Source organism: Pseudomonas palmensis (assembly GCF_049942755.1).
Classification (GTDB): Bacteria; Pseudomonadota; Gammaproteobacteria; order Pseudomonadales; family Pseudomonadaceae; genus Aquipseudomonas; species Aquipseudomonas palmensis.
In genome coordinates this window covers 5,533,565-5,558,351 of sequence record NZ_CP187958.1, presented here as the reverse complement: position 1 = coordinate 5,558,351, position 24,787 = coordinate 5,533,565, and the positions used below count along the sequence as shown (strand labels likewise).

At 66.1% G+C, this 24,787-nt stretch carries 21 protein-coding genes; 6 read left to right on the top strand and 15 right to left on the bottom strand.

All coding sequences use genetic code 11. The annotated features are described in order from the left end of the window. Positions 1-193: 193 nt before the first annotated feature. The 4 genes from ACPRTJ_RS25645 (at position 194) to ACPRTJ_RS25630 (ending at position 4,384) form a co-directional block, all read left to right on the top strand. Complete coding sequence (locus ACPRTJ_RS25645) at positions 194-1,276, top strand: LLM class flavin-dependent oxidoreductase (protein WP_426427575.1); 1,083 nt, start codon at positions 194-196, stop codon at positions 1,274-1,276. Between the two features lie 83 nt (positions 1,277-1,359). Next, a complete protein-coding gene (locus ACPRTJ_RS25640; RefSeq protein ID WP_235384379.1) occupies positions 1,360-1,860 on the top strand; it encodes a tripartite tricarboxylate transporter TctB family protein in 501 nt (166 codons plus the stop codon). Between the two features lie 10 nt (positions 1,861-1,870). After that, positions 1,871-3,373, top strand: coding sequence for a tripartite tricarboxylate transporter permease (locus tag ACPRTJ_RS25635; protein ID WP_043864035.1), 1,503 nt, complete (start codon positions 1,871-1,873; stop codon positions 3,371-3,373). Between the two features lie 36 nt (positions 3,374-3,409). Next, positions 3,410-4,384 carry a Bug family tripartite tricarboxylate transporter substrate binding protein gene (locus ACPRTJ_RS25630; protein ID WP_054914351.1) on the top strand — a complete coding sequence of 325 codons (975 nt, stop codon included), beginning with the start codon at positions 3,410-3,412 and terminating at the stop codon, positions 4,382-4,384. A 39-nt stretch (positions 4,385-4,423) separates the two neighbouring features. On the opposite strand, the gene ACPRTJ_RS25625 is transcribed toward ACPRTJ_RS25630, so the two are convergent. The 4 genes from ACPRTJ_RS25625 to ACPRTJ_RS25610 all read right to left on the bottom strand — a co-directional run bounded on the left by ACPRTJ_RS25625 (position 4,424) and on the right by ACPRTJ_RS25610 (position 10,547). After that, the gene (locus ACPRTJ_RS25625; RefSeq protein WP_426427572.1) at positions 4,424-5,314 is read right to left on the bottom strand and encodes a LysR family transcriptional regulator; all 891 of its coding nucleotides are present in this window, start codon (positions 5,312-5,314) and stop codon (positions 4,424-4,426) included. A gap of 88 nt (positions 5,315-5,402) precedes the next feature. Then, positions 5,403-7,802 (bottom strand): response regulator, encoded by a 2,400-nt coding sequence (locus tag ACPRTJ_RS25620; RefSeq protein WP_426427570.1) that lies wholly within the window; start codon positions 7,800-7,802, stop codon positions 5,403-5,405. A 9-nt stretch (positions 7,803-7,811) separates the two neighbouring features. Further along, on the bottom strand, positions 7,812-8,273 hold the full coding sequence (locus ACPRTJ_RS25615; protein ID WP_043864031.1) for a response regulator: 462 nt from the start codon (positions 8,271-8,273) through the stop codon (positions 7,812-7,814). An 18-nt stretch (positions 8,274-8,291) separates the two neighbouring features. Next, positions 8,292-10,547 (bottom strand): ATP-binding protein, encoded by a 2,256-nt coding sequence (locus tag ACPRTJ_RS25610; protein ID WP_254999888.1) that lies wholly within the window; start codon positions 10,545-10,547, stop codon positions 8,292-8,294. Between the two features lie 295 nt (positions 10,548-10,842). Between ACPRTJ_RS25610 and mqo the strand changes: the two genes are divergently transcribed. Then, the gene (gene mqo / locus ACPRTJ_RS25605) at positions 10,843-12,489 is read left to right on the top strand and encodes a malate dehydrogenase (quinone) (protein ID WP_058540324.1); all 1,647 of its coding nucleotides are present in this window, start codon (positions 10,843-10,845) and stop codon (positions 12,487-12,489) included. 35 nt (positions 12,490-12,524) lie between these two features. Here mqo and ACPRTJ_RS25600 read toward each other — a convergent pair whose 3' ends face one another. From ACPRTJ_RS25600 to ACPRTJ_RS25565, 8 genes are all read right to left on the bottom strand, one after another. Continuing rightward, entirely contained in the window at positions 12,525-13,892 is a 1,368-nt protein-coding gene (locus tag ACPRTJ_RS25600) for a sensor histidine kinase (RefSeq protein ID WP_058540323.1), read from the bottom strand. Beyond that, positions 13,889-14,551, bottom strand: coding sequence for a response regulator (locus ACPRTJ_RS25595; protein ID WP_054914356.1), 663 nt, complete (start codon positions 14,549-14,551; stop codon positions 13,889-13,891). Before ACPRTJ_RS25595 ends, ACPRTJ_RS25600 begins: the two co-directional genes overlap by 4 nt. An 11-nt stretch (positions 14,552-14,562) precedes the next feature. After that, a complete protein-coding gene (locus ACPRTJ_RS25590; RefSeq protein ID WP_078481133.1) occupies positions 14,563-15,207 on the bottom strand; it encodes a tetratricopeptide repeat protein in 645 nt (214 codons plus the stop codon). Then, the gene (locus ACPRTJ_RS25585) at positions 15,204-16,013 is read right to left on the bottom strand and encodes an SDR family oxidoreductase (RefSeq protein WP_058540321.1); all 810 of its coding nucleotides are present in this window, start codon (positions 16,011-16,013) and stop codon (positions 15,204-15,206) included. The genes ACPRTJ_RS25590 and ACPRTJ_RS25585 overlap by 4 nt, the downstream gene beginning before the upstream one ends. Continuing rightward, positions 16,000-16,671 (bottom strand): TenA family transcriptional regulator, encoded by a 672-nt coding sequence (locus ACPRTJ_RS25580; protein ID WP_426427566.1) that lies wholly within the window; start codon positions 16,669-16,671, stop codon positions 16,000-16,002. The genes ACPRTJ_RS25585 and ACPRTJ_RS25580 overlap by 14 nt, the downstream gene beginning before the upstream one ends. Further along, entirely contained in the window at positions 16,668-18,149 is a 1,482-nt protein-coding gene (locus ACPRTJ_RS25575) for an AMP-binding protein (RefSeq protein WP_058540319.1), read from the bottom strand. The genes ACPRTJ_RS25580 and ACPRTJ_RS25575 overlap by 4 nt, the downstream gene beginning before the upstream one ends. After that, positions 18,139-18,816, bottom strand: coding sequence for a thermostable hemolysin (locus ACPRTJ_RS25570; RefSeq protein ID WP_327781032.1), 678 nt, complete (start codon positions 18,814-18,816; stop codon positions 18,139-18,141). Before ACPRTJ_RS25570 ends, ACPRTJ_RS25575 begins: the two co-directional genes overlap by 11 nt. A gap of 119 nt (positions 18,817-18,935) precedes the next feature. Further along, positions 18,936-19,754 carry a LysR family transcriptional regulator gene (locus ACPRTJ_RS25565; protein ID WP_426427564.1) on the bottom strand — a complete coding sequence of 273 codons (819 nt, stop codon included), beginning with the start codon at positions 19,752-19,754 and terminating at the stop codon, positions 18,936-18,938. A 101-nt stretch (positions 19,755-19,855) separates the two neighbouring features. Here ACPRTJ_RS25565 and ACPRTJ_RS25560 point away from each other — a divergent pair, with 101 nt between their 5' ends. Beyond that, positions 19,856-20,581 (top strand): SDR family oxidoreductase, encoded by a 726-nt coding sequence (locus tag ACPRTJ_RS25560; protein ID WP_043864027.1) that lies wholly within the window; start codon positions 19,856-19,858, stop codon positions 20,579-20,581. Positions 20,582-20,599: 18 nt separating this feature from the next. On the opposite strand, the gene ACPRTJ_RS25555 is transcribed toward ACPRTJ_RS25560, so the two are convergent. The 3 genes from ACPRTJ_RS25555 to ACPRTJ_RS25545 form a co-directional block, all read right to left on the bottom strand. Further along, positions 20,600-23,104, bottom strand: coding sequence for a TonB-dependent siderophore receptor (locus tag ACPRTJ_RS25555; RefSeq protein ID WP_426427561.1), 2,505 nt, complete (start codon positions 23,102-23,104; stop codon positions 20,600-20,602). Positions 23,105-23,230: 126 nt separating this feature from the next. Continuing rightward, positions 23,231-24,211, bottom strand: coding sequence for a FecR family protein (locus ACPRTJ_RS25550; RefSeq protein WP_426427559.1), 981 nt, complete (start codon positions 24,209-24,211; stop codon positions 23,231-23,233). Positions 24,212-24,266: 55 nt separating this feature from the next. Next, positions 24,267-24,764, bottom strand: coding sequence for an RNA polymerase sigma factor (locus tag ACPRTJ_RS25545; protein WP_104572552.1), 498 nt, complete (start codon positions 24,762-24,764; stop codon positions 24,267-24,269). Between the last annotated feature and the right edge of the window lie 23 nt (positions 24,765-24,787).

Below are 24,787 nucleotides of genomic sequence, written 5' to 3'. Positions count from 1 at the left end.
TCAAATTGAGCATAAGCTAATATGCGTAAAGTGAATTTTAAAGCTGTTTAGATATAAATCATTTTTTATATTAGGTTATGCCTAAAATGAATTTCACAAGGGGTGGCGGGCTCGGTAGCTTATAAGCGTTCGTTTTGAAGAAAGAACCTTCTATAACCAATAAGCTTTCTTCGCCCTCTTCAAGGAGCCCCCCATGAGCGTTCAATTCATCGGCATGATCGGCCACCGCCTGTCTTCGGAGACCCTCGATCCGGCTGGCCCGATCTTCGACAAGGCGTACATCACCCGTTTTGCCCAGGTGCACGAGCAGGCAGGCTTCGACCGGATTCTGGTGGGGTACTGGTCGGATCAGCCCGACGGCTTTCTGGTCACGGCCCTGGCCGGGCTGGCGGCGCCGCGTATCGGCTTTCTGCTGGCGCATCGCCCCGGCTTCGTGGCGCCGACCCTGGCCGCGCGCAAGCTGGCGACCCTCGATCACCTGCTCGACGGACGCCTGGCGCTGCACGTGATCAGTGGCGGCAATGACGGCGAGCAACGCAAGGACGGCGACTACCTCGACCACGACCAGCGCTATGCGCGTAGCGACGAGTTTCTGGAGGTGGTGCGCAAGGTCTGGACCCAAGACACCCCCTTCGATCATCACGGCACCTTCTACCAGGCGCAGAACGCCTTCTCCGCCATCAAGCCTGTGCAAAAGCCGCACCTGCCGGTGTTTTTCGGTGGTTCTTCGGCGGCGGCCCTGGAAGTGGCCGGCAAGCATGCCGATGTGTTCGCGCTGTGGGGCGAGTCGCTGGAGCAGACCCGCGAAACCATTCAGGCAGTACGTGCCCAGGCGGCCTTGCACGGGCGCCAGGTGCAGTTCAGCGTGTCGTTCCGGCCGATCATCGCCGATACCGAAGCCGCGGCCTGGGCCAAGGCCGATGCCATTCTCGATACCGCTCGCCAGCGCCTGGAGCGCGCCGGCCCGGTGGTGGCCAACAAGCCGCAGAGCGTCGGTGCGCAGCGCCTGCTGGACACCGTGGCGCAAGGCGAGCGCGTGGATGAGCGCCTGTGGACCGGTATGGCCGCACTGGTTGGCGGGGGGCACAACTCCACCGCGCTGGTGGGAACCCCCGGGCAGGTGGCCGATGCCTTGCTGGCGTACTACGACCTGGGCGTGACCACCTTTCTGATTCGCGGGTTCGACCCGATCAACGACGCCGCCGACTACGGCCGCGAGCTGATCCCACTGACCCACGCCAAGGTCGCGGCGCGCCAGGCACAACGCAGCGCCTGAGCGGCGCAGCTACCTTAACCCCACCCCGAGACCGCACGCGCGGATCGCCCTGCCTTGTGCCGTACCGGCACCTGGAGACCTGCGTGCGAGATGCTCTGCAACGGGCCGCCACTGCGCGCCCGCATTCCCTGACCCTGAACCTCGATGCCCGCGAAGTGCTGGCCGGCTGCCTGTTCCTGGGCTTCGGCCTGACCGGGCTGCTGGTGGGCAGCGCCTATGCCAGCGGCACGGCGATGCGCATGGGCGCAGGCTACTTTCCCTGGCTGGTGAGCCTGGCCCTGTGCGGGCTGGGCGTCGCCTTGCTGGTGCGCGGCCTGTGGCTGGGCCGCGAGAAGGTCACGCTGGACGGGTTGTTCATCGTCCGCCCGGCGCTGGCCATCAGTGCCAGCGTGGTGGCGTTCGCGCTGCTGCTGCCCAGCCTTGGCCTGGCGCTGGCGACCCTGTGCATGACGCTGCTCAGCGGCCTGGGCCGGCACAAGGCGCACCTGGGCGAACTGCTGGCGGTGGGCAGCGCGCTGGGGCTGTTCAGCGTGCTGGTGTTCGGCTACGGGCTGGGCCTGAACCTGCCGGCCTGGCCTGTCTGAGGAGCGACCCATGGAGCTGTTGGCACACCTGGGTATCGGCCTTGAAGCCGCCTTCACCCTGAACAACCTGCTGTACTGCCTGATCGGTGTGACCCTGGGCACGCTGGTGGGGGTGCTGCCCGGCCTGGGGCCGGTGGCCACCATCGCCATGCTGCTGCCGATCACCTACGGCCTGAGCCCGGCCGCGGCGCTGATCATGCTGTCGGGCATCTATTACGGCGCCCAGTACGGCGGCTCGACCACGGCGATCCTGGTCAACCTGCCGGGCGAGTCGTCCTCGGTGGTGACCTGCCTGGACGGCCATGCCATGGCACGCAAGGGCCGGGCCGGGGCGGCCCTGGCCATTGCCGCGATCGGTTCGTTCATTGCCGGCAGCCTGTCGATCCTGCTGCTGGCCGCTGCTGCCGCACCGCTGGCCGAGGTGGCGCTGAAGTTCGGCCCGGCCGAGTACTTCTCGCTGATGCTGCTGGGCCTGGTGGCCGCCGTGGTGCTGGCCCAGGGCGACGTGCTCAAGGCCGTGGCCATGACCCTGCTGGGCCTGCTGCTGGGCCTGGTGGGCACCGACGTGAATTCCGGGGTGGAGCGCTTTACCTTCGGCCTGCCCCAGTTGAGCGACGGCATCAGTTTCGTGGTGATCTCGATGGGCATCTTCGGCATCGCCGAAATCATCGCCAACCTGGAGCGCAGCCGCGGCCAGCCGCCCCAGGTGGCGCGGGTCGGCAGCCTGATGCCGACCCGCGAAGACTACCGGCGCAGCTGGAAGCCGATGCTGCGCGGCACCGGCCTGGGCGCGGTGCTGGGCGTGCTGCCGGGGGGCGGGGCGATGCTGGGCGCGTTTGCCTCGTACATGGTCGAAAAGCGTATCGCCAGGCACCCCGAGCGCTTCGGCCAGGGCGCCATCGAGGGCGTGGCCGGGCCGGAGTCTGCCAACAACGCCGGGGCGCAGACCTCGTTCATCCCGATGCTGGTGCTGGGCCTGCCTTCCAACGCGGTGATGGCGCTGATGGCCGGGGCCATGATGATCCACGGCATCGTGCCGGGCCCGCAGGTGATCGACGAGCGCCCCGAGCTGTTCTGGGGGCTGATCGTGAGCATGTGGATCGGCAACCTGTTGCTGCTGGTGCTCAACCTGCCGCTGGTGGGGATCTGGGTGCGGCTGCTGTCGGTGCCGTACCGCCTGCTGTACCCGTCGATCCTGCTGTTCTGCTGCATTGGTGTGTACAGCGTCAACAACAGCCTGTTCGACGTGCTGCTCACGGTGGCGTTCGGGTTGCTGGGCTACCTGTTCATCAAGCTGCGCTGCGAGCCGGCGCCACTGCTTCTGGGTTATCTGCTCGGCCCGTTGATGGAGGAGAACCTGCGCCGGGCGATGCTGCTGTCGCGGGGCGACCCCACGGTGTTCGTCACCCGGCCATTGAGCCTGACCCTGTTGATTCTGTGCGTGCTGGCGGTGGGGCTGATGCTCATCCCGCGGGTGCGCGCCACGCGCCATGTGGCCTTCAGTGAAGACTGAGGGCTGCTTCAACCCTGACTGTTCCAGGACCTTTGCATGAAAATCATCCTACCGCTCAAGTTTGCCCTGGCCGCACTGGCCCTGGGCGTTGCCGCACTGGCCCAGGCCGATGCCTACCCGAGCCGCGCCGTGACCCTGGTGGTGCCGTTCCCGCCGGGCGGTGCTGCCGATACCGTGGGGCGCTACTACGCCGAGCAGTTGTCGGCCTCGCTGGGCCAGCCGGTGGTGGTCGACAACAAGCCCGGTGCCGGCACCGCAATCGCCGCCGAGGCGGTGGCCAAGGCCAAACCCGATGGCTACACGCTGTCGCTGGCCACCGCCGGGCAGCTGACCATACTGCCCAACCTGCAGAAGGGCCTTCGCTACGACCCGCTGCAGGACTTCACGCCCGTGGCGGTGCTGGCCTCGGTGCCCAACGTGGTGGCCGTACCGGCTGCCAGCAAGGTCGACACGCTGCAGGCGCTGATCGACCAGGCCAAGGCGCGCCCGGGCGCGTTGAGCTATTCGTCGTGCGGCAACGGCACCCTGTGCCACCTGTCCGGGGAGTTGCTGAAGAACCTGGCGGGCATCGACCTGCTGCACGTGCCGTACAAGGGCAGTGCGCCGGCGGTCACGGCGGTGCTGGGCGGCGAGGTGGATGTGGCGGTGGATACCCTCACCGTGCTGGCCCCGCAGATCCAGGCCGGCAAGCTCAAGGGGCTGGTGCTCAGCAGCGCGCAGCGCTCGCCGTTGCTGCCAGGGGTGCCGAGTGCCAGCGAGGCAGGCCTGCCGGGGTTCGAGGCATCGGGCTGGTTCGGCCTGGTGCTGCCCAAGGGCGCTTCGCCGCAGCTGGTAGAGCAGTTGAGCGCGGCGATTGCCGCGATTGCCCAGGCGCCGCAGACCGCCGAGCGGTTCGCGCAGAACGGGATCAGCGTCGAGCACAGTACCCCGGCGGGGTTTGCCAAGCTGATCGCCGATGACGGCGCACGGTGGGGCGAGGTGATCCGGGCGGGCAACATCACGCTGGAGTGAGGCCCGCTGCCTTGGCTGATGCGGGGCAGGGCGGGGCTGCTACAGCGCCAGCCGCTGCGCCGTGACGCTGCCGAACAGCTCCACCGGCTCCTGCAGGTTGCCCAGGTAGCTGGGGTGAAACAGCCACAGGTCGACCTGGGGCTTGAAGTCGCTGACGTTGACCACTTCAAGCAGGTCGCGATGACGGCTGGCGGCCAGCAGCGGCTCGGGCACCAGCCCCAGGCCCTGGCCGTTGGCGACCAGGCCCAGTTGCAGTTCGGTGCCGAAGGTTTCCAGGTTGATCTGCAGCGACAGCCCCTGTTCGCTCAAGGCGCGCTGCAGGCCGGCGCGAAACCCGCAGCCGTCGGGGTTGAGCACCCAGCCCTGGCTGTAGCAGTCCTTGAGCTTGTAGCTGCGCTTGCTGGCGCTGCACTTGGCGGCCACCACCCGCAGGTGCATGCGGCCGATGGAACGGCTGGCGATACCTTCGGGGAAGATCTTGCCGGAGGGGAACAGCGCGGCGGCCGCATCCAGCTCGCCGTTTTCCATCCTGGCGATCAGCGCGCTGCCCCAGCCGCTGGCGACCTGGGTCCGCAGCTCGGGGTAGGCCTGGCGAATCTGCGCCAGGGCATCGAGCAGCACCACATCGCCGATGGTCTGCGGCACGCCCAGGCGCAGGGTGCCGCTGGGCGAGCCGTGGCTGGCCACCAGCTCGCGCAGGGTGTCGATCTCGCGCAGGATGGCCTTGCACTGTTCGTACACGCGCCAGCCCATGGGCGTGGGCTTGAGCGGCTTGGTGTTGCGGTCGAGCAGGTTGGCGCCCAGGTCTTCCTCGAAGTTCTGCACGCGTCGTGTGATGGCCGGCTGCGTCAACTGCAGCGACTGCGCCGCAAGGTTGGTCGACTGGCAGCGGATGACGGCGACGAAGGCGTCCATGTCATCGATCTTCATATTCGGCTCTCACATAGTCTGGCGTTGAAAAATGTCTTTCAAGAATAATCTTTTTTGCTCGGCCAGGTAGAAAGCGTGTACAGGTTTTTCAACGCGCCAGCGCTGCCCAGATCTTGCTGCGCAAGTCGCGCTCGCTGAACGGCTTCTGGATCACCGTCGAATGGCTCAGCCCCAGCACGTCGGTATTGGCATAGCCAGTCACGAACACCACCGGCAACTGCGGGTAGGAGCGCTTGACCAGGGCCGCCAGCTCGCCGCCGGTCATGCCCGGCATGGCGTAGTCGGTCAGCAGCAGGTCGATCTCGGGGCTCAGCATGTTCAGTGCATCCGGGCCGTTGCGCGCCTGCACCACCTTCAGGCCAAACGATTCCAGCAAGGTGGCCGTGAGGGTACGCACGGTGCTGTCATCGTCCACCAGCAGGATGGTCGAGCCCAGCGGCTGATGCGGTTCACTCACCGGCGCAGGGCTTGGCAGCACGGCCACGGCGTCGCCCTGGATCCGCGGCAGGTACACGCTGACCGTGGTGCCGACATCCAGGGTGGTTTCGATGCGCACCCCACCACCGGACTGCTTGGCGAAACCGAACACCTGGGCCAGCCCCAGCCCCGATCCATGCCCCACCGGCTTGGTGGTGAAGAACGGCTCGAAGGCCCTGAGCAGGGTGTCCTCGTTCATGCCGCTGCCCGAGTCGACGATGGAGAACACCACGTAGTGGCCGGGTTCCGGGTCTTCGGGCCGCAGGGGCGCGGCCTCCACGGTGACGTTGTGGGTACGCAGCAGCACCGAGCCGGGCCCGTTGGCCATGGCGTCGCGGGCGTTGATGATGAGGTTGAGGATGATCATCTCGGTCTGGGTCAGGTCCGCCGAGGCGGTCCACAGGTCCGGGGCCAGCGACATCTCTACCCAGATATTGGCCCCCAGCGCCTTGTTCAGCAGGCTCTGCATGCCGCGCACGGTGGCGTTCAGGTCCACCGGGCGCGGTTGCAGGCGCTGGCGGCGCGAGAACGACAGCAGCTGGGCCGTGAGCCGGGCGCCACGTTCACCGGCATCGGTGATGTGTTCCAGCCGGGTGCGGGCCTTGTCCAGGTTGCCGCGGGCAATGTCGCGCGTGGCAAAGGTCGCGCTGGTGAGGATCACCGTGAGCAGGTTGTTGAAGTCGTGGGCCACTCCAGCCGTCAGCTGGCCGACCACTTCCAGGCGCTGCATCTGCTGCAGCGTGGCTTCCACGCGTTCCTTCTCGTCGATCTGTTCGCGCAGGCGCTTGTTGGTGGCGGCCAGTTCCTCGACCACCGCACGCTCATCGGTGATGTCGCGCACCGCGGCGTACATCAGGCCGTTCTCCGGCACGATGGTCCAGGACAGCCACCGGTAGTCGCCGTTGGCGTGGCGCATGCGGTTGACGAAGCGGGTCGATACGTTGCCGCTGGCGATGCTGCGGGTTTCCTTGATGGTGGCGTCCAGATCGAGGGGGTGGATCAGCTCCCACAGGCGCAGGCTGCCGATCTGGTCCCGCGACCAGCCCAGCGCCGCCTCCCAGGCCGGGTTGAAGTTGATCGGGGTCATGTCGAAGCGCAGCACCCCCAGCAGTTCACGCGACAGCTCCCAGGTGCGGTCGCGCTCGCGGGTGCGTTGCTCCACGCGCTCGCCCAGGGTTTCGGTCAACTGCACCAGGGCCTGGGTGGCGACCTTGCGCTCGCTGATGTCCTGCATCACCCCGCTGAAACGCACGCAACGGCCATCCTTGAACAGCGAACGGCCGTTGGAGTTGATCCAGCGCAGGCGACCGCCCGACAACTGCACGCGGTATTCGGCATGGAACACCGATTCGCGGCTCAGGGCCTGCTCGACCTTGGCCCGCAGCATTGCCCGGTCGTCGGGGTGGCAGTGCTCCAGCACCTGGTCAAGGTGCAGGTTGCAGCTGGGCGTGACTTCGTACAGGGCGCGGCAGCGCTCGTCCCACAGCACCGAGCCGCTGGGCACGCTCAGTTCCCACACGCCCATCTCGGCAGCCTGGATGGCCAGGCGGGCGCGGGTCTCGACCTCTTCGAGGGCGTTTTCCGCAGCGCGGCGCTTCTCGCGTTCGCGCACTTCGAGCACGGCGCGGCGGATGGCCTTGGGCAGCACCTTGAGGTTCTGCTTGAGCACGTAGTCGACCGCGCCCAGGCGCATGGTCTCCACCGCCTGCTGTTCGCCGAAGATGCCGGACAGGAAGATGAACGGCGTTTCCGGGGCCGCCCGCTGGGCCACCTCGAGCACCTGGATGCCCGACGAGGAGGGCAGCAGGTAGTCGCACACGATCACGTCGAAGGTGTGCTGCTGCATGGCCTCGCAGGCGCCGATGTGATCGTGCACCACCACCGGGTCGACCTGCAGGCCATAGCGCTCCAGCGTCAACAGCGTGAGCTCGACGTCGTGGGTGCTGTCTTCGATCAGCAGCAGCTTTATTCTGGGGAGCGGCGTCGGCGCTCCGGGCTCTCGTCTAGGCATGTCTTGTCATCATGACTTGGGGCGACGCACGACCCGGGTGGAACCGGGCGGTGGCTCGTTGAGCACGGCCCAGAAAATCCCCAGGTCGGAGATGGCGCCGACGAACTCCTTGAACTCCACGGGTTTGACCACGTAGGCATTCACGCCCAGCTGATAGGCGCGGTCCAGGTCCGGCTCTTCGCGGGACGAGGTCAGCATCACCACCGGAATGCTGCGCAGGTCGGCCGAGTCGCGCACCTGTTCGAGCACCTCCAGGCCATCGACCTTGGGCAGCTTGAGGTCGAGCAGCAGCACTGCCGGGTTGCCTTGCGGGCGGTCGGCATGGCTGTTCCTGCGGAACAGGTAGTCCAGTGCCTCGGCGCCGTCGCGTACCACGATCACCTCGTTGGCCAGCTGGCTGCGCTCGAGCGCGAGCAGGGTCAGTTCGAGGTCGTTGGGGTTGTCTTCTACCAGGAGTATCGGTTTGAGCATGGAGCGCCCTCGTGTGGGTCATGCAGTGGGCATGAGGGTTTTCTTTGGAAGTGAAAAATAGAACGTCGCGCCCTGGTCCGGGACACCGTGGGCCCATACCGTGCCGCCATGGCGCTCGATGATGCGCCGCACATTGGCCAGGCCGATGCCGGTGCCTTCGAACTCCTCCATGCGGTGCAGGCGCTGGAACACGCCGAACAGCTTGTTGGCGTACTGCATGTCGAAGCCGACGCCGTTGTCGCGCACGCTGATCACGTGGGCGTCGTCGCGTTCCTGCACGTCGACCTCGATCAGCGCCACCGGCCGGCCGCGGGTGTACTTGATGGCGTTGGCGATGAGGTTGCGCAGGGCCAGGTGCAGGAAGGCCGGGTCGGCCACCACGATCGGCAGGGCGTTGAAGGTCCAGCGGATGTCGCGGCCCTCGTAGTCGGGCAGCATCTCCAGCTTGATGGAGGCGACCATCGCCGACAGGTTGACGTCGGACAGGTGCATGGCGCACCGGCCCATCTGCGAGAAGCTCAGCAGGTTGTCCACCAGGGTGCCGGCGAACTTGGCGGAGTTCTCGATGGTGCCCAGAAAGCGCAGGCTGCGCTCGGACATGTTGGCGCCTTCGGCATCGCTGAGCAGCTCGGCGTAGCCGGCGATATGCCGCAGCGGCGCACGCAGGTCGTGGGAGACGCTGTAGGAGAAGGCTTCCAGTTCCTTGTTGGTCTTTTCCAGGGATTCGGACAGTTGCGCCAGTTCTTCGGCCTTGCGCAGCACGATGCCGAGGATGGCCTGGCGCAGCTCCTGCACGCCCTCGATTTCGCTGGGGTCCCAGGGGGTCGAGAAGCCTTCGACGATCTGCTGCCACTGCTCGAAGCTTTCGCGCGGGTTCAGCGAGCCGCTCTGGGCGATGCTTTTTTCCGGGCGGCCGGCCCAGTGCACCACCTGGGACTGCTGGGGTTTGAACCAGATCAGGTAATGCGGGTGCAGTTCGGAAATGGACACGGCAAGGATGCCGCTGGCCATGTCGGCCAGCCCCGTCAGGTGCGGGATATCGCGCCCGGCGTTGTCGGTATGGAACACCTCGGCGTCGCCGCGGGCGGTCAGCCAGCCCACCAGGGCCATGATCCGCGCCTGGGGCGGGGTGTGCCCGTAGGTGTCGCAGCCGGTGCTGGACACCACTGCGGCACCGGCGGCGCCGACGAAGTCGGTGAAGATGTCGGGCAGGGCGCGCAGGCCCAGGCGCACGCTGTCCTGGTCGGCGATGGCGCCCAGCAGCTGCACGATGCGCTGGCGGATCTCGAGCATGCGCGCGTGGCGCAGGTGGGCTTCGCGGGTCTCGATCTGCAGCGACAGCACCCGGCCCAGCAGTTCGCAGGCGGTACGCACCTGAAAGCTCACGCTGCGCGGGGTGCGGTGATGACACGACACCAGCCCCCACAACCGGCCCTCGACCACGATGGAAACCGACATCGAGGCCCAGGTCTGCATGTTGCGCATGTATTGCAGGTGCACGGGCGAGACGCTGCGCAGCGTCGAGAAGCTCAGGTCCAGGGGTTGGCCGGTGAGCAGGTTGGCGGCCGGCAGCAGGCGCGCCGGCTGGTAGTCGGCATCCTCGATCACGCGGATGCGGTTGGCACAGTACAGCGCCCGGGCCTGCGCCGGGATGTCCGAAGCAGGGAAGCACAGGCCCTTGTAGCTGGGGTAGTCGTCGTCGACCAGTTCGGCGTTGACCAGCCCGTTGCCCTCGGTGTCGAAGCGGTAGGACTTGACCCGGCCGAACCCGGTCAGGCGCTTGATCACGCGCACCGCCCGCTCGCACAGCTCGTCGATGCTCTCGCTGTCCGGTGCGCCGCCAACGAAGGAGCGCACCAGCGGGTACAGGCGCGAGCTCGGCGCCGGCACAGCGGCCGGGCGCTGGAATTCGGCGATCAGCACCTGGTCGTGGCGGTGCAGCATCATCGGCAGGCGCTGCGCCTGCTGGCCGATCAGAAACTGTACGTCGGCCACGTGATAGGGCTGGGACTGGTCTTCATCGAGTTCGCCCAGTTGCTCGACGAAACTGCAACCGTCCTGCACCACCGCATCGAAATGCACGCCCAGCAAGGCGTCGATCTCCACCCCCAGCCAGTCCGGCAGGTTCTCGCTGACCTGGCGGATCAACATGGCCGGCTCCTGCACCACGACCATGAACCCCTGGGGCTGAATGCTGCCGGGGGTACGGATCTGTTCACGGGCGCAGTTGGCCAGGGCGATCTGGAAAGCGTCGCTGGGGTGGGTGGTGGTCACAAGATCCCTCCTGAAGGCGTGTTGGCAGGCCGTGCAGGGGAAGGGCACAAGCGATCCCGGCCAAGTGTAGAAAGCGCGGACAAGGTATCAAATCCTGTGGTTTCACGATGCTAAAACTGATCCTTAGCTGATGAATTGGTTCAGTTTGATAGCGTTTTGCCCGTGCCCTGGCGCCGCCGCGGCCCGATCCAAGGGAACCCCACTGACTGCACCGGGTCGCTTGTACGGCTTGTCATGCGCGATCCATGAGCCACACTCACTGGATCGTCTCGTAATGCAATTGGGGGGATATGCCATGAAGTTCGCAAGGAACGTGGCCACATTGGGCCTGGCCGTGTCACTGGCGGCCGGCCAGGCGCAGGGGGCGGAATCGAAGAAGGTCGATGTACTGCTGGTGGGGGGCGGCATCATGAGCGCCACGCTGGCAATCTGGCTCAACGAGCTGGAGCCGGGCTGGTCGATGGAGATGGTCGAGCGCCTGGACGGGGTGGCCGAGGAAAGCTCCAACGGCTGGAACAACGCCGGCACCGGGCACTCGGCGCTGGCCGAGCTGAACTACACGCCCGAGGACAAGGACGGCAAGATCAACATCACCAAGGCGGTGGAGATCAACGAGGCGTTCCAGGTGACGCGCCAGTTCCTGGCCTGGCAGGTCAAGAACGGGGTGCTGAAGAACCCGCGCTCGTTCATCAATTCCACGCCGCACATGAGCTTCGTGTGGGGTGACGACAACATCAGTTTCCTCAAGCGCCGCTACGAGGCGCTGCAGGCCAGCCCCCTGTTCCGGCCGATGCAGTACTCCGAAGACCCGGCGCAGATCCGCAAGTGGGTGCCGCTGATGATGGAGGGCCGCGACCCCAACCAGAAGATCGCCGCCACCTGGACGCCGATCGGCACCGACGTGAACTTCGGCGAGATCACCCGCCAGTTCGTGGCGCACCTGCAGCAGCAGGAGAATTTCTCGCTCAAGCTGTCCAGCGAGGTCGAGGACATCCGTCGCAATGACGACGGCTCCTGGCATGTGGAGTACAAGAACCTCAAGAGCGGCGAGAAGTCGACCGCCGATGCCAAGTTCCTGTTCATCGGTGCCGGCGGCGCGGCGCTGCCGCTGCTGCAGAAGTCCGGCATTCCCGAGGCCCAGGACTACGCGGGCTTCCCGGTGGGCGGCTCGTTCCTGGTCACCGACAACCCCACCATCGCCCAGCAGCACATGGCCAAGGCCTACGGCATCGCCGCCACGGGCGCGCCACCGATGTCGGTGCCACACCTGGATACCCGGGTACTCGATGGCAAGCGGGTGATCCTGTTCGGGCCGTTCGCGACCTTCTCCACCAAGTTTCTCAAGGAAGGCTCGTACCTGGACCTGTTCTCCAGCATGACCACCCATAACCTGTGGCCCATGACCAAGGTGGGGATCGACCAGTTCGACCTGGTGCAGTACCTGGCAGGCCAGCTGATGCAATCGGACGACGACCGCTTCGAGGCGCTGCAGACCTACTTCCCCCAGGCCAAGAAGGAAGACTGGCGCCTGTGGCAGGCCGGGCAACGGGTGCAGATCATCAAGCGCGACAAGGAAAAGGGCGGGGTGCTCAAGCTGGGCACCGAGGTGGTGAGCGCGGCCGATGGCAGCATTGCCGGGCTGCTGGGCGCATCGCCCGGCGCATCCACCGCGGCGCCGATCATGCTCGAAGTGCTGCAGAAGGTGTTCAAGGACAAGGTCGCCAGCCCGGCCTGGCAGCAGAAGCTGCACCAGATCGTGCCCAGCTACGGCACCCACCTGAACGACGACCCGGCCCGGGTGCAGCAGGAGTGGGCCTACACCAGCGAGATACTGCAGCTTGCGCCGCCACCGGGCATCGATACCCAGGCGCCGCAGCAGTCGCCGGCCACCGACCCGATCGGCCAGAAGCACAGCGACTCGGACCCTGACCTGGCGCCATGACCGTCGATGGCTACCTGTCAGCGGGGGCGGCGGGTTCAGTCCAGCGCAATCTCCAGGGTTGCGCACAGCCCGCCGGTAGCCATGTTCTCCAGCCGGACCTGACCGCCCAGCCGCATGGCGACCGCTTGGACGATGGCCAGGCCAAGGCCGGCGCCCTGTGCATTGCCACGACTGTAGAAGCGCTCGAACAGGCGCTCGCGTTCAGCTTCGTCGATACCAGGCCCCTCGTCCTGTATCGACAGCACGAAATGCGTCGGCTGGCGGCTCAGGCGAACGCTGATGATCCCTCCCTCGGGGGAGAAGTTCGCGGCATTGGTCACCAGGTTGTTGAGTGCGATATCGATCGCCCCGCCATCCACTCGGGCAAGGTAGTTGCCCGGGGCGGCCTCGAACACCAGTTCAAGGCCCTGGTCCAGTAGCCATGGGGTCATCTGCACCAGGCTGTCGCGCACAGTGTGTTCAAGGTCGATTCGCGGGGCATGGGCATGACCCGGCTGCGGTTCCAGGCGTGCCATGGTGAGCAGCTGGTTGACCAGACGGCTGGCGCGGTCCACCCCGTGTATCAGGTGCGCCAGCGATTCACGGTGCTCCTGTTCGGTCCCGGCCTCCTGCAGGTTTTGCGCGTGCACCCGCAGGACCGCCAGGGGCGTGCGCATTTCATGAGCCGCGTCGGCAATGAAGCGGCGCTCGCGTCCCAGCACTTCCTGGATCTGCGCCAGCATGCGGTTCAGCGCGGCCTGCATCGGTTCGAGTTCTGCAGGCAATGGCATTAGTTGCAGAGGTTCAAGCGACCCTGAATGACGGGCACGCAGGGTGGCTGCCATGTTGGCCAGGGGTTTGAGCCCCCAGCCAATGGCCAGCCAGACCATTGCTGCCAGGATCAGGCTGCCGAGCATATTGGGCCACAGGGTGTGGCGTACGATGCGGTTGACCAGGTCAGTGCGTACGTCGTCGCGCTCGCCCACCCAGATCCGCACCTGGTTGATTTTGTCTTCGAGCAGGAAGGCGCGCCACTGCCGGCCATGCAGGTCATGCACGTCACTGAAGCCCGGTGCCGACGGTGGCGAGGTGAAGGCGGGGGCGCTGTTGGTATGTACCAGCACCTGGCCCTGCGCATCCCACACCTGAAACGCGATCTTGCTTTCATAAGGGTGGCCGTCAAGCCTGGGTGTGGCTTCGCTCAGGGCCTGGTTGAACGCCTGGTACAGTTCGGTGTGTTGGTCGCCAGCCAGCGGCATGCGCATGACGCCCTGCAGAAGCCGCGCGTTCTGGGCCAGTTGTGCGTCATACACCTCGGCTATTTCATGGTTGCTGTCATGCAGGTTGAAGGCGCTGAGAATCATCAGGCCGGTGAGCATCAGGCCGATGATCAGGGTCAGGGTACGGCGTCGGATCGACATCATCGGCGCTCCTCCACCAGATAACCCACGCCGCGTACGGTTCGGATCAGGTCGGCGGAGAATTTTCTGCGCAGGTGATGGATGTGCACCTCCAGGGTGTTGCTTTCTGCTTCTTCGTTCCAGCCGTAAAGCAACTGGGTCAGCCGCTCGCGGGTCATGACACGCCCCGGCGGTGAAAGCAGCTCATGCAGCAGCTGATATTCCTTGGGCGTCAGGGGCACGTTCTGCCCATGGAAGGACACCTGCTGAGTGCCGGGGTCCAGGCTGATGCCTGCATGCTCGATTCTTGCCTTGGCCCGCCCGGCGCTGCGGCGCAGCAGGGCCCGCAGGCGCGCCTTGAGCTCCGCCAGGTCGAAGGGTTTGATCAGGTAGTCGTCGGCACCGGCATCCAGCCCGGCAATGCGGTCTTCGGTGGCATCGCGCGCGGTGAGTATCAGCACCGGCAGGGTGGAGCCGCTATGACGCAGGCGACGCAGCACCTGGAGGCCGTCCATACGCGGCAGCCCCAGGTCGAGCACCGCCAGGTCGAAGGTTTCACTGAGCAGCGCATGCAGGGCGCTGCTGCCGTCCCGGAGCCAGTCGACGGTGTAGCCTTCGCGCCCCAGGGCCTGATGAATGCCTTCACCCAGGGCCACGTCATCTTCTATCAGCAGCAAGCGCACGGTGACTCCTGTCAGTCGAGTTTCTTGTCGATGTCCGCCAGCAGCGCATTGATTTCATGGCGACGTCCGCTATCGGCGATTTCACGCCCTGGCCTCGGGGTGGCTTGCAGTGCCTTGAGCAAGGCTGCCCTGGCCTCGGGGTAACGCTTTTGACGGTAGAGGTGATCGCCCCAGAAGTACAGGCTGTCGATGCCATCGGGATTGATCAGCAAGGCCTGCTTGAGCAGCTGCTCGGCCTTGTCGGCGTCACCAAAGCCGATTGGCCAGCCTGGTACGCGATCATACAGGGCTGCAAGGCTGGTGTAGGCGGAGCCCTGCAGCGCCCTGGGGTCCAGCGTCAGCGCCTTTTCGAGGTCGGCCTTGGCCGTCTTGGCCTTGCCCAGCGCGCCCAGCCCGCCCTGCGCACCGGCCCAACTGCTGGTGACGATGCCCGACCAGATCCAGGCTTCAGCCGTGGTCGGACGTTCCCGGGTAAACGCCGAGGCCTGGCTGGACAATTGCTCGAAGGCTGTCGCGCGTTGGTCTGGCGGCAATTGGTATTGGATGTGTGCCCAGCTTTGCTGAAGCATGTTCAGGCGTTGCTGGTCGGCATTGTCCAGGGCCCAGGCGCCTTGGCTCAGCCCCCAGACCAGCAGGCAGGTGGCAATCTTTTTCATGGTTTGGGCGGCTCGCGGTCGGTCTTGTGGCTGAGGCGGCGGATCAGTGGCAACTGCTTGCGCAGACCGCGGTCCACCAGGTGCGGCAGCAGGTTGTTCAGGCGCACGAAAAAACGCTCCTGCCAACCCAGGTAAAGGTCGCGCCGATCACCGGCAATGGCGTGAATCACGGCGCTGGCCACGGTTTTCGGATCATCGACATTGGCCTTGAGGGCAACGTTCAGGGCCTGCGCCGCCGGGCTGTTCATGGGGGTGCGGGTGGCCCGCGGGGCGACGTACAGGACGTTGACCCGGGTGTCGGCCAGTTCCCGGCGCAGCGCTTCGGAAAACCCGCGCAGGGCGAACTTGCTCGCGCAGTAGGCCGCGTAGCCGGGGTAGCCGATCGAGCCGTAGGTAGACCCGACATTGACCACCATGGCGCTGTCGGCCTGTTTGAGCAGCGGCAACAACAGCCTAGTCAGGCACATGGGGGCACTGATATTTACTGCCAGCATGGCATTGATGTCACTGTCGTCCAGTTGCTCGAACATGGCGAAATGGTTCACGCCCGCGGCATTGATCAGCAGGTTCGCGCCGCCCAGGGCCTGGGCCGCGTTGAGTACCTTGCGCCTGTCCACGAGAAAGGTCAGGTCGGCGCCCATCCAGGTCAGTTGCGCGGGGTACTCTTGCAGCAGCGATTGCAGGGGTTCGGCATGCCGGGCCACCGCCAGCACGCGGGCGCCGTTGGCGCAAAGGGCGGCGGCTATGGCCAGGCCGATCCCGCCACTGGCACCGGTCAGGACCACGCGGGCGTCAGACAGGCGCATGCTGTGCTCCATCGTGCGGCAGGCCGCGAAACATGTCGGCATACAGGCGGTAGACCACGCGCGACGCATCGATCACCGCGGCCTGGTCATCAGGGGCCTGCAGGGTGTTCATCAAACGGCGATAGGTCTGCATGTGCTCGAGGTCCAGCGAGCCATGGGAACTGAGGTAGCTGAAGGCGGCCTCCGGCAGCGCCAGGCGCGCGCGGATGCTGTGCGCGGCATGGGTGGCCAGGGCGATACTGGTACCTTCCAGCACATTGACCATGCCGAACAGCCCTACCGGGTTGCCCCGCGCGATCAGGTCGTAGAGGTAGGCGACCATCAGCTCGATCGGCAGTGAAGGCCGACCTTCGCGCACGGCATCCCTGTCACCGCCGCAGGCAGCAATGTCGTTGAGTATCCATTGCTCGTGGCCATACTCCTCTTCGATGTACTCGCACACGGCTTTGCGCAGCCACTCCAGCCGCGAGGGCAGGCGGGCGCCGCATGCCATCATCAAGGGTACGGTGTGACGCACATGGTAGTAGGCCTGGGCCAGGAAGGCCTGGTAGCTATCCAGGCTGACCTTGCCTTCGAGGGCATCGCGAATCACCGGCAGGTTGAACAGCGCATGGCGTTGCTGATGGGTTGCTTCTTGCAGCGTGTCGAAAAAGCTCATGGTCGGGTAGCCTCGCAGGCAAGGGGGTCGGTGAGTTGGGAGCGGTAGCGCTCGACGATGGCATCGCGGCGCGGGCGGCCATTGGCCGTGAGCAGGCCATTGGCGGTCGTGAACGGTTGTTCCAGGCGCGTCCAGCGATGCACCTGGGCGTAATCGGGCAGGGCCTGATTGGCCTGGGCCACGGCCGCTGCCAGTTCGGTGTCGGTGCAGCCCGGTTGATGTGGCCACAGCAATGCGTGGTTGTGAGCCATGGCTTCGCCATAGACGAAGGCCTGGGCGAACACCCCTCGCTGGGTCAGTTCGGCTTCGACCCATTCGGGGTTGATGTTGCGGCCGAAGCTGGTGACGAACTGGTGTTTCTTGCGCCCCTTGATGTACAGGAACCCTTCGGCGTCCAGCTCGCCCAGGTCACCGCTGGGCCACCAGGCGTCGGTGTGCGGCGGTTGGCCCAGGTAGCCGAGCAGGGCCGAGCCCTTGATCAGCACCTCGCCGTCTTCGGCCAGCCTGACCTGCAGGTGGGGCAGTGGCTGACCCACGCTGCCGGGGCGATGGGCCTGTGGCCGGTTCAGGCACACCACCGAGGCGCATTCCGACAGGCCGTAGCCTTCATACACCGGCAGGCCGATGCGCTGCGCGCGGATCAGCAGTTCGGTGGCGACCCTGGCCCCGCCCACCGCGGCAAAGCGCAACGTGCGCGGGTCGAAGGCACGCTGTTCAGCGGCGCTGACCAGCACCAGCAGCAGTTGCGGCACCAGGATCAGGCTGTGGGGCGCACGGTCGGCGAGGGTGCCGAGCAGGCGCGCAGCATCGACGCCACTTGCGCCCTGGATGCCCAGAGCCGCCAGGCTGGGGACACTCACCGTGGCCCCGGCCATCAGCGCGGCGTAGCCACCCAGGTTCTCCAGCAGGATCGCCAGCGGCAGCAGGGTCAGGTGGTGCTGTGGCGCGGTGATTCGGCTGGCCTGCTCCAGCGCCCGGGCAACGCGCAGCATGCTCTCGGCGCCCAGGCATACGCCCTTGGGGGTTCCGGTGGTGCCGGAGGTGAAGGTCAGCTTGGCGGTGCCCTCGGGCATCAGGTCGGGCCCCGACCATTGCCTGCGCCAGAACGCGCCGTCTTCGACATAGCCGCACGCCAGCAGTTCGGGGGCCAGGGCCGGCTCGGCAATCACCAGGCTGGCCTGGCTCTGCGCCAGGCAATGGCTGCGCTGTGCGGGGCTGAAAAAGGGCGGCAGCAGCACGCAGGTCACGCCTGCAAACAGCAATGCCAGATCCCACAGCATGGCTTCCACACCGTTATCCAGGGCCAGTGCCACGACCCTGGCCGACTCATCGCGCAGGCGTTGCTGGCGGTACTGCACCTCGGCCTGCAGCGTGGCGTAGTCGAGCTTCAACTGGTCGCCCCACAACGCAATGGCGTTGGGCGTGTGTTCGGCGTGCCTGCGCAGCACCTGTTCGAAATGCTGCAGTTCAGGCGACATGACAGGCCTCCCCGACGGCGGTAGGCAGGCCCAGGCGTGTGAACACGCCCATGTTGCGCAAATGGATGAAGCCTGCACGGATGTTGCCAACATGCACCTGGGGTTGGCTCTGGTAGTAGCTGCCCCAGTTATGGCGTTCGTCGCCCAGGCGCAGGGGGTCGGCCGTGCACAGCCTCACTGGCTTGAGCCCAAGGCGGTGGAAGCTGTTTACCAGGCCGATGCTGCCGGTGAACGCTACCCACTCCAGGCCGCCCATGGCCAGCAGGTAGGTAACGGCAATGATGCTCAGGCGCGCGCTGCCGGTATCGGCGGCCGCCAGGTTGCCGACCTCGACGATGGCGCTGCGATCGACAGGGTTGTTCTCGGTGGCGCTGATCAGGGGGGCGATCGGCTCGTCCAGGTAGCGCTCCAGAAACAGCGCCTCACTGCTGGCCAGCCGCACACCGGCCACGGCGCACAGCGCGCCAGAGGCATTGCTGATGCCGAACAGCTGCGGCATGAACTGTGCGATATGCGCACCATGGGCCTTGCGAAAGCGCTGCTGGATGAAGGCCTCGTAGGCCGGGCGCAGGCTATCGCCGGGCAAGGCCCTGGCAAGGCTCATCACCGAACCGCCTGCGGCTGCGAAGTGCAGGGGCAGGGGGATGTTCCAGTCAGAATCGGGCATCGATCACGCCTCCCGGGGTGTGTGTCGGGAGGAGTATCCGAGGCAATTCTTAACGGAGTCTGAAGATCGCGAAAACAGCCAGCGGTCTGTTCAGGCCGCGGCTTTCGATGCCTGTCGCATCATTGCCAGGTACCGGCCGGGGCGTCGCGCAGCGCGGCGTGCAGCAGACGCAGCACCGGGTGCTCCAGCGCAGTGCCGCTGTAGCACAGGCCCACCCGGCGACTGGGCAGCGGGCTGTTGAGCGCATGCACCTGCACCCCTTGTGCCGCGCTCACCAGCGAGTGCGGCAGCGCCGCCACGCCGACCCCGGCCGCCACCAGCAGCAGCGACTGTTGCAGCGAGCCGCTGCTGGCCACCGCCGACGCGGTGGAGTTGCCATACAGCGCCATCAGGCGCTGGTGGGAGGGGTGTTCGGGGCAGATGACCCAGGGGTACAGGCTGGTGACCGTACCCGGCTGCCTGCCGGCTGCGCTCACCAGCACGAACGGGTCGTCCCACACCGGCAGGAACAGCTCGTCTTCGCAGCACTGTTCTTCCACCGCCAGGCGCGCATCGCCGGCACAGCCCTCGTGCAGCGTGATGTACAGGTGCGCCACCACCTGGTGGGCAAAGCGCAGAAACGCAGCGACCTGCGCGGGGCTCAGGTCCGGCTCGATGCCCAGGCTCAGGTGCTGGTGCGCATCGCTGGTGCGAAAGCGCTGGCGCAGGGCCTCGGCCTCGCTGACCAGCGCGCAGGCCTGCGGGTACAGCCAACGCGCCGCCTCGCTCACCTCCACCCCTCGCGACTGGCGGTTGAACAGGGTGGCGCCCAGGGCTTCTTCGAGCTGGCGGATGGTCACCGACAAGGTCGGCTGGCTGATGCACAGGCGCTGGGCGGCGCTGGTGATGTTGCGTTCTTCGAACACCGCCACAAAGGCTTTGAGGTGCCGGATATCCATAGGTAAGGCCGATGTCTGCAAGAGGAATTAAGCATTTTATCTGCTGTGGCCGGCACTATACGCTTTGCGTCATCTGATAAACCAATGACGGAAGCACTTTCATGAACAAACCCCTGATCATCGTGACCGGCGCCAGCTCGGGCATCGGCGAGGCCGTCGCGCGCCTGTTCTCTGCCCAGGGCCACCCCCTGCTGCTGCTGGCCCGGCGCGTGGAGCGCCTGCTCGCACTGGGCTTGCCCGCCACCCTGTGCAAGGGTGTCGACGTCACCGACCGCGAGGCGCTGCTGGCTGCGGTGAAGGAGGCCGAGGCGCAGTACGGCCCGGCCGATGCGATCGTCAACAATGCGGGTGTGATGCTGCTGGGTGATACCGCCACCCAGGCCCCCGAGCAGTGGGAGCGCATGCTGGATGTGAACGTCAAGGGCCTGCTCAACGGCATCCATGCGGTACTGGGCGGCATGATCGAACGCAACCACGGCACGGTGATCAACGTCGGCTCGGTGGCCGGGCGCAAGACCTTCCCCAACCATGTGGCCTACGTGGGCACCAAGTTTGCCGTGCACGCGATCTCGGAAAACCTGCGCGAAGAAGTGGCGGCGCACAACGTGCGGGTCATCACCATCGCGCCGGGTGCGGTGGAAACCGAGCTGCTCGGCCACACCACCGATGAGGCGATCAAGTCCGGCTACCAGGACTGGAAGGCCGGCATGGGCGGTGTGGTGCTGTCGGCGGACGATGTGGCCAATGCGATCCGCTACGCTTACGAACAGCCTCAGGGCGTGTGCATCCGCGAGATCGTGCTGGCGGCGACCCGCCAGCAGGCCTGATGGCGTGCGCGTTGCGCGTCAGAAACTGTACCTGACGTTGAACATCACGTTGCGCGGGTCGCCGTAGTAGACCGAGTAGTAGTTGCCGATGCCGCTGTAGTACGTCTTGTCGAACAGGTTGTTGAGGTTGGCCGACACCTTCAGTTGCTTGCTCACGTCATACGCGGCCATCAGGCCGACCACGCCGTAGGCGTCCTGGAAGAACTTGTGGCTGGGCAGCGCCACGTCGTTGACGTCGTCGTAGAAGGTGTCGTCGACGAAGTAGGTGCGGCTCTGCCACTGCCAGTTGCCGCCCACGGTGAGCTTGTTCAGCTCGGCCGGCAGGCGGTAGCTGGTGGCGACCTTGAGCAGGTGCTGGGGCTGGTTGGTCGCCACGCGCCGGTGATCGGCGTCGTAGGAGGCCTGATAGACGTAGCCGGCGTTGATGTTCCAGTCGGGCAGGATCTCGCCGGACATTTCCAGCTCCACACCGCGGGTGGTGGCGCCCTGCACGGCGCGCATCACTTCATTGCCGAACTCCCCGGTGGTGCCGGTCGACTGCGCCAGGTTGTCCTGCTTGAGCTCGAACAGCGCCAGGCTGGCATTCAGGCGACGGTCGAAATACTCGCCCTTGATTCCCACTTCGTAGTTTTGCCCGGTGAGCGGGTCCAGCGGCTTGTTGTCGGCACCCCGGTTGTAGGGCTGCGGCTTGAAGATGTCGGTGTAGCTGGCGTACACGGTGTGCTGGTCGTCGAGGTCGTAGGTGATGCCGGCATAGGGGATCACTTCACCGGTGTCGCGGGTGGCGGTGCGGCTGCTGCGCGGCAGCGCGTTGATGCTGTCCAGGCTCCACGCGTAGTCGGTGACCCGCGCCCCCAGCACCAGGTTGAGTGCGTCGGTGGGCTTGAGCACGACCGCAGCATAGCCGACCTTCTGCGTGGTCTTGATATCGAAGGTCGACCACCAGGCCCAGTCGGTGGGGTAGGCGGCGTTGTTGTTCCAGTCGAAGGCATCGGGTGCCACGGCGTCGGTGCTGCCGTCGGTACGGTCCGATTGCGCGGTGGTGTGGGCATAGGTGTAGCCCACCACCAGGTCGTGGCTTCTGCCCAGCAGCGAGAACGGGCCCTTGGCGTAGATATCGAAGGACTTCTCGTCGGTATCGGTGTTGAACTTGGCCGCACCGCCCGGGTAGTAGCCGTGGGCGACGCTGTTGTCGTTCGGGTCGACATGGGCGGTGGCCAGGCCTGCGATGATCTCGCGCGAGGCATAGTTGCGGTAGCTGGCGGTGGCCTTGAGCGACCACTCGTTGTCGAACTGGTGATCGATGCTGGCGAATGCGCGCTGGGTGCGATGGTTGCGGTAGGCCCACTTGTCCGCCGGGTTGGTGGAGCGCGAGAAGCGCACCGGTGTGCCGTTCTTGTAGAAGGCCGGCAGGTGGGTGGTGGAGGACGCGTCGTTGTCGTTCTGCTGGTACTCGTAGCCCACGCTCAGCACGGTGGCGTCAGACAGGTCGCCGTCGAGCACGCCGTAGAAGATGTCCTGTTGCTGCTTCTGGTAGTCGATGAAGGTGTGCTGCTGTTCACGGGCCGCGACGAAACGCCCGCGCAGGGCGCCGCTGTCGAGCAGCGGTCCGGACACGTCCAGCTCGGTGCGGTAGTGATCCCACGAGCCTGCGCCGGCGGACACATGGCCCTGAAACTGGGCAGTGGGCCGCTTGCGCACCAGGTTGATCACCCCCGATGGGTAGCCGATGCCGTTGACCAGCCCGGTGGCGCCCTTGAGCACCTCGACGCGGTCGTAGATCACCGAGTTGGTGATGCTGTAGTTGTCGCGCAGGTTGCCGGCGTCGGTGCTCAGGCTGGGCACGCCGTCATACTGGAAGTTCTGGATCTCGAAGCCGCGCGAGTAGAAGGTGAAGCCTTCGGAGTTCTCGCGGTTGACGGTGATGCCCGGGGTTTGCTGCATCACCTCGGACAGGTTGTTCAGGCCCTGGTCGTCCATCTGCTGGCGGGTGATCACGCTGATCGACTGCGGGGTCTTGCGCAGCGACATGTCCAGGCGCGTGGCGGTGCTGGTCTGCCCGGTGGTGTAGGAGCCGCTGCCCTCGGTGGTGCTGCCCAGGCTCCAGGCGCTGTTGATGGTGGTGGCGCCCAGTTCGATGTTGTTGCCGGCGCTGTCTGGCAGCGGAACCAGGTACAGGGTCGAGGCGTCACTGCGCCCGAAGGTGAAGCCGCTGCCGGCCAGCAGTTGGGCCAGGGCCTGATCGGCGGAGTAGCTGCCCTTGACCGGTGCGCTGCGCAGGCCGGCGTCCAGGTTGCCGTCCAGCATCACGTTCTGCCCGGTCTGCTGGCTGAACACCAGCAATGCCTGGCGCAGTTGCTGGGCGGGGATATCGAATGCCGTGTGCACGCTGACCGCCCCTGTACCGGGCGCGGGCACCTGGGCCTGGGCCGGTTGTGCCAGCAGCGCGCAACTGATCGCGGCGCCCAGCGCCGACATGCGCCAGCATGAACCCTGGGGGAACAACGTCTGGGGTGTTGCCATTTCCTTGACTCCTCGGCAGAACGACTTCGCCTGTTTGCGAATGGGTTTCATCTGCTGGTGATGACGCACGAGGAGTGCAAATGTCTGATGGGTACTGCAAATAATTTTCAATCAGCCATCGGCGGGTCAGGCAGGGCGGATGATGGTCACCAGGTCGGTGTAGCGGCTCAGGCGGATCGGCAGGGTGCGTGCCAGCACATCGAGCATCTGCTCGGGGTGCTGGCGATTGAGGATCAGGCTCACCGGGCGTGCCGCCAGGCGCTCGTCGGCGATGAAGATGCGGCCCTCGCGCCAGCGCTGCAGGTGATTGACCACCTTGGCCAGGGGCGTGTCGAAGAACACCAGGCTGCCGTTGCGCCAGGCCAGCACCTGGTCCAGTTCGGCGCGCTGCACCGGGCCGAGCCCGGCGGCGCCGAAGGTCACGGCCTCGCCCTGGCCCAGTTGTGCCTGCTGGCCGGGGATTTGCACCCCGGCATTGTGCTCACTGACGGCCAGGTCGGCGCTGCCGGCGTCGCAGGACAGGCAGAACGCACCGTGGTGGCTGACCACGGTGCCGGCCTCGGTGTCGATGCGCAGCGGGCGGGTATCGGCGGCCACCTTGAAATAGGCCTGACCACGCAGCATGCGCAGGCGCCGCGTGGTGCCGGAAAAGTCGAGGTCCAGGGCGGTGTTGCCAGCCAGTTCGATCACGCTGCCATCGGGCAGGCGCTCGGTGCGGGTTTCACCCACGCGCGTGTGCAGGTCGGCAAACGACAGGCCGTCGCCCTTGAGCCACAGCGTGGCCGAGCCGGTGGCCACTGCGGCGGTGCACGCCGCCATGGCCAGTTGCATGAAGCGCCGCCGCGAGACGCCGCGGGCCTTGGGGGCAGGCGGCGCCTGCACGGCAGGCAGCTCGGCGGCCAGGGCCCACAGCGCTTCGAGTTCCAGGTAGGCCTTGGCATGGCGCGGGTCGGCCAGCATCCACTCAAGCCACTGCTCGTGCTCGGCCTGGCTGGCCGAGCCTTCGAAGATCAGCGCGAACCAGGCGCAGGCCTGCTGCGAGATGGGGTCGGCCTGGGGCTCGTCGGGCGAGGCCGGGGCCGGCGTGGGGAAGGGCGGTTCAGCCATGGGTCGGGTCACTGTGCGGGCGGCGATGTATACAGGGGCGCATGATAGTCCACTCTCACTCGGCCATGCCCAGCTTGAGCAATTCCAGTGCCCGCACCATGCGGCTGTAGGCGGTCTTGGGCGAAATGCCCAGGCGTTCACCGATCTCCACGTAGGTCAGGCCTTCGCCGCGCGCTAGCAGAAACACCTCGCGGCAAGGCTCGGGCATGCGCTGCATCACGCGGTTGAGCGTGGCCAGCTGGTCCTGGGCGATCACCGTGCGTTCCAGGCTCGGGGTCTTCTGCTCCAGCGCCTGCAGCTCGGTGGGCTCGACCACCTCGCCCTTGCGGTGGCGCTCGCGACGCAGGTAGTCGATGAACAGGTTGCGCGCGCACAGAAACAGGTATGCGCGAAAGTTGTCGATGGGCGTGCGCCCCAGCTGTTCGGACAGGCGGATGAAGGTTTCCTGAGTCAGGTCTGCGGCGGTGTCCTTGCAGCGCACCTGACGATTCAGGTAGTCCTGAATTTCTTCACGGTGGGCAAGGTACAACGCCTTGAGGTCTGCGCTTGACACGAAACACCTGCGAGCTGGGGGTC

What these genes read in the sequence shown, in the direction of transcription:
- ACPRTJ_RS25620 (WP_426427570.1), bottom strand. Translation starts at nt 7,802, where the DNA reads ATGCCTAGACGAGAGCCCGGAGCGCCGACGCCGCTCCCCAGAATAAAG.
- ACPRTJ_RS25590 (WP_078481133.1), bottom strand. Translation starts at nt 15,207, where the DNA reads ATGAAAAAGATTGCCACCTGCCTGCTGGTCTGGGGGCTGAGCCAAGGC.
- ACPRTJ_RS25565 (WP_426427564.1), bottom strand. Translation starts at nt 19,754, where the DNA reads ATGGATATCCGGCACCTCAAAGCCTTTGTGGCGGTGTTCGAAGAACGC.
- ACPRTJ_RS25615 (WP_043864031.1), bottom strand. Translation starts at nt 8,273, where the DNA reads ATGCTCAAACCGATACTCCTGGTAGAAGACAACCCCAACGACCTCGAA.
- ACPRTJ_RS25645 (WP_426427575.1), top strand. Translation starts at nt 194, where the DNA reads ATGAGCGTTCAATTCATCGGCATGATCGGCCACCGCCTGTCTTCGGAG.
- ACPRTJ_RS25570 (WP_327781032.1), bottom strand. Translation starts at nt 18,816, where the DNA reads ATGCCCGATTCTGACTGGAACATCCCCCTGCCCCTGCACTTCGCAGCC.
- ACPRTJ_RS25560 (WP_043864027.1), top strand. Translation starts at nt 19,856, where the DNA reads ATGAACAAACCCCTGATCATCGTGACCGGCGCCAGCTCGGGCATCGGC.
- ACPRTJ_RS25600 (WP_058540323.1), bottom strand. Translation starts at nt 13,892, where the DNA reads ATGATGTCGATCCGACGCCGTACCCTGACCCTGATCATCGGCCTGATG.
- ACPRTJ_RS25550 (WP_426427559.1), bottom strand. Translation starts at nt 24,211, where the DNA reads ATGGCTGAACCGCCCTTCCCCACGCCGGCCCCGGCCTCGCCCGACGAG.
- ACPRTJ_RS25630 (WP_054914351.1), top strand. Translation starts at nt 3,410, where the DNA reads ATGAAAATCATCCTACCGCTCAAGTTTGCCCTGGCCGCACTGGCCCTG.
- ACPRTJ_RS25555 (WP_426427561.1), bottom strand. Translation starts at nt 23,104, where the DNA reads ATGGCAACACCCCAGACGTTGTTCCCCCAGGGTTCATGCTGGCGCATG.
- mqo (WP_058540324.1), top strand. Translation starts at nt 10,843, where the DNA reads ATGAAGTTCGCAAGGAACGTGGCCACATTGGGCCTGGCCGTGTCACTG.
- ACPRTJ_RS25580 (WP_426427566.1), bottom strand. Translation starts at nt 16,671, where the DNA reads ATGAGCTTTTTCGACACGCTGCAAGAAGCAACCCATCAGCAACGCCAT.
- ACPRTJ_RS25625 (WP_426427572.1), bottom strand. Translation starts at nt 5,314, where the DNA reads ATGAAGATCGATGACATGGACGCCTTCGTCGCCGTCATCCGCTGCCAG.
- ACPRTJ_RS25575 (WP_058540319.1), bottom strand. Translation starts at nt 18,149, where the DNA reads ATGTCGCCTGAACTGCAGCATTTCGAACAGGTGCTGCGCAGGCACGCC.
- ACPRTJ_RS25585 (WP_058540321.1), bottom strand. Translation starts at nt 16,013, where the DNA reads ATGCGCCTGTCTGACGCCCGCGTGGTCCTGACCGGTGCCAGTGGCGGG.
- ACPRTJ_RS25635 (WP_043864035.1), top strand. Translation starts at nt 1,871, where the DNA reads ATGGAGCTGTTGGCACACCTGGGTATCGGCCTTGAAGCCGCCTTCACC.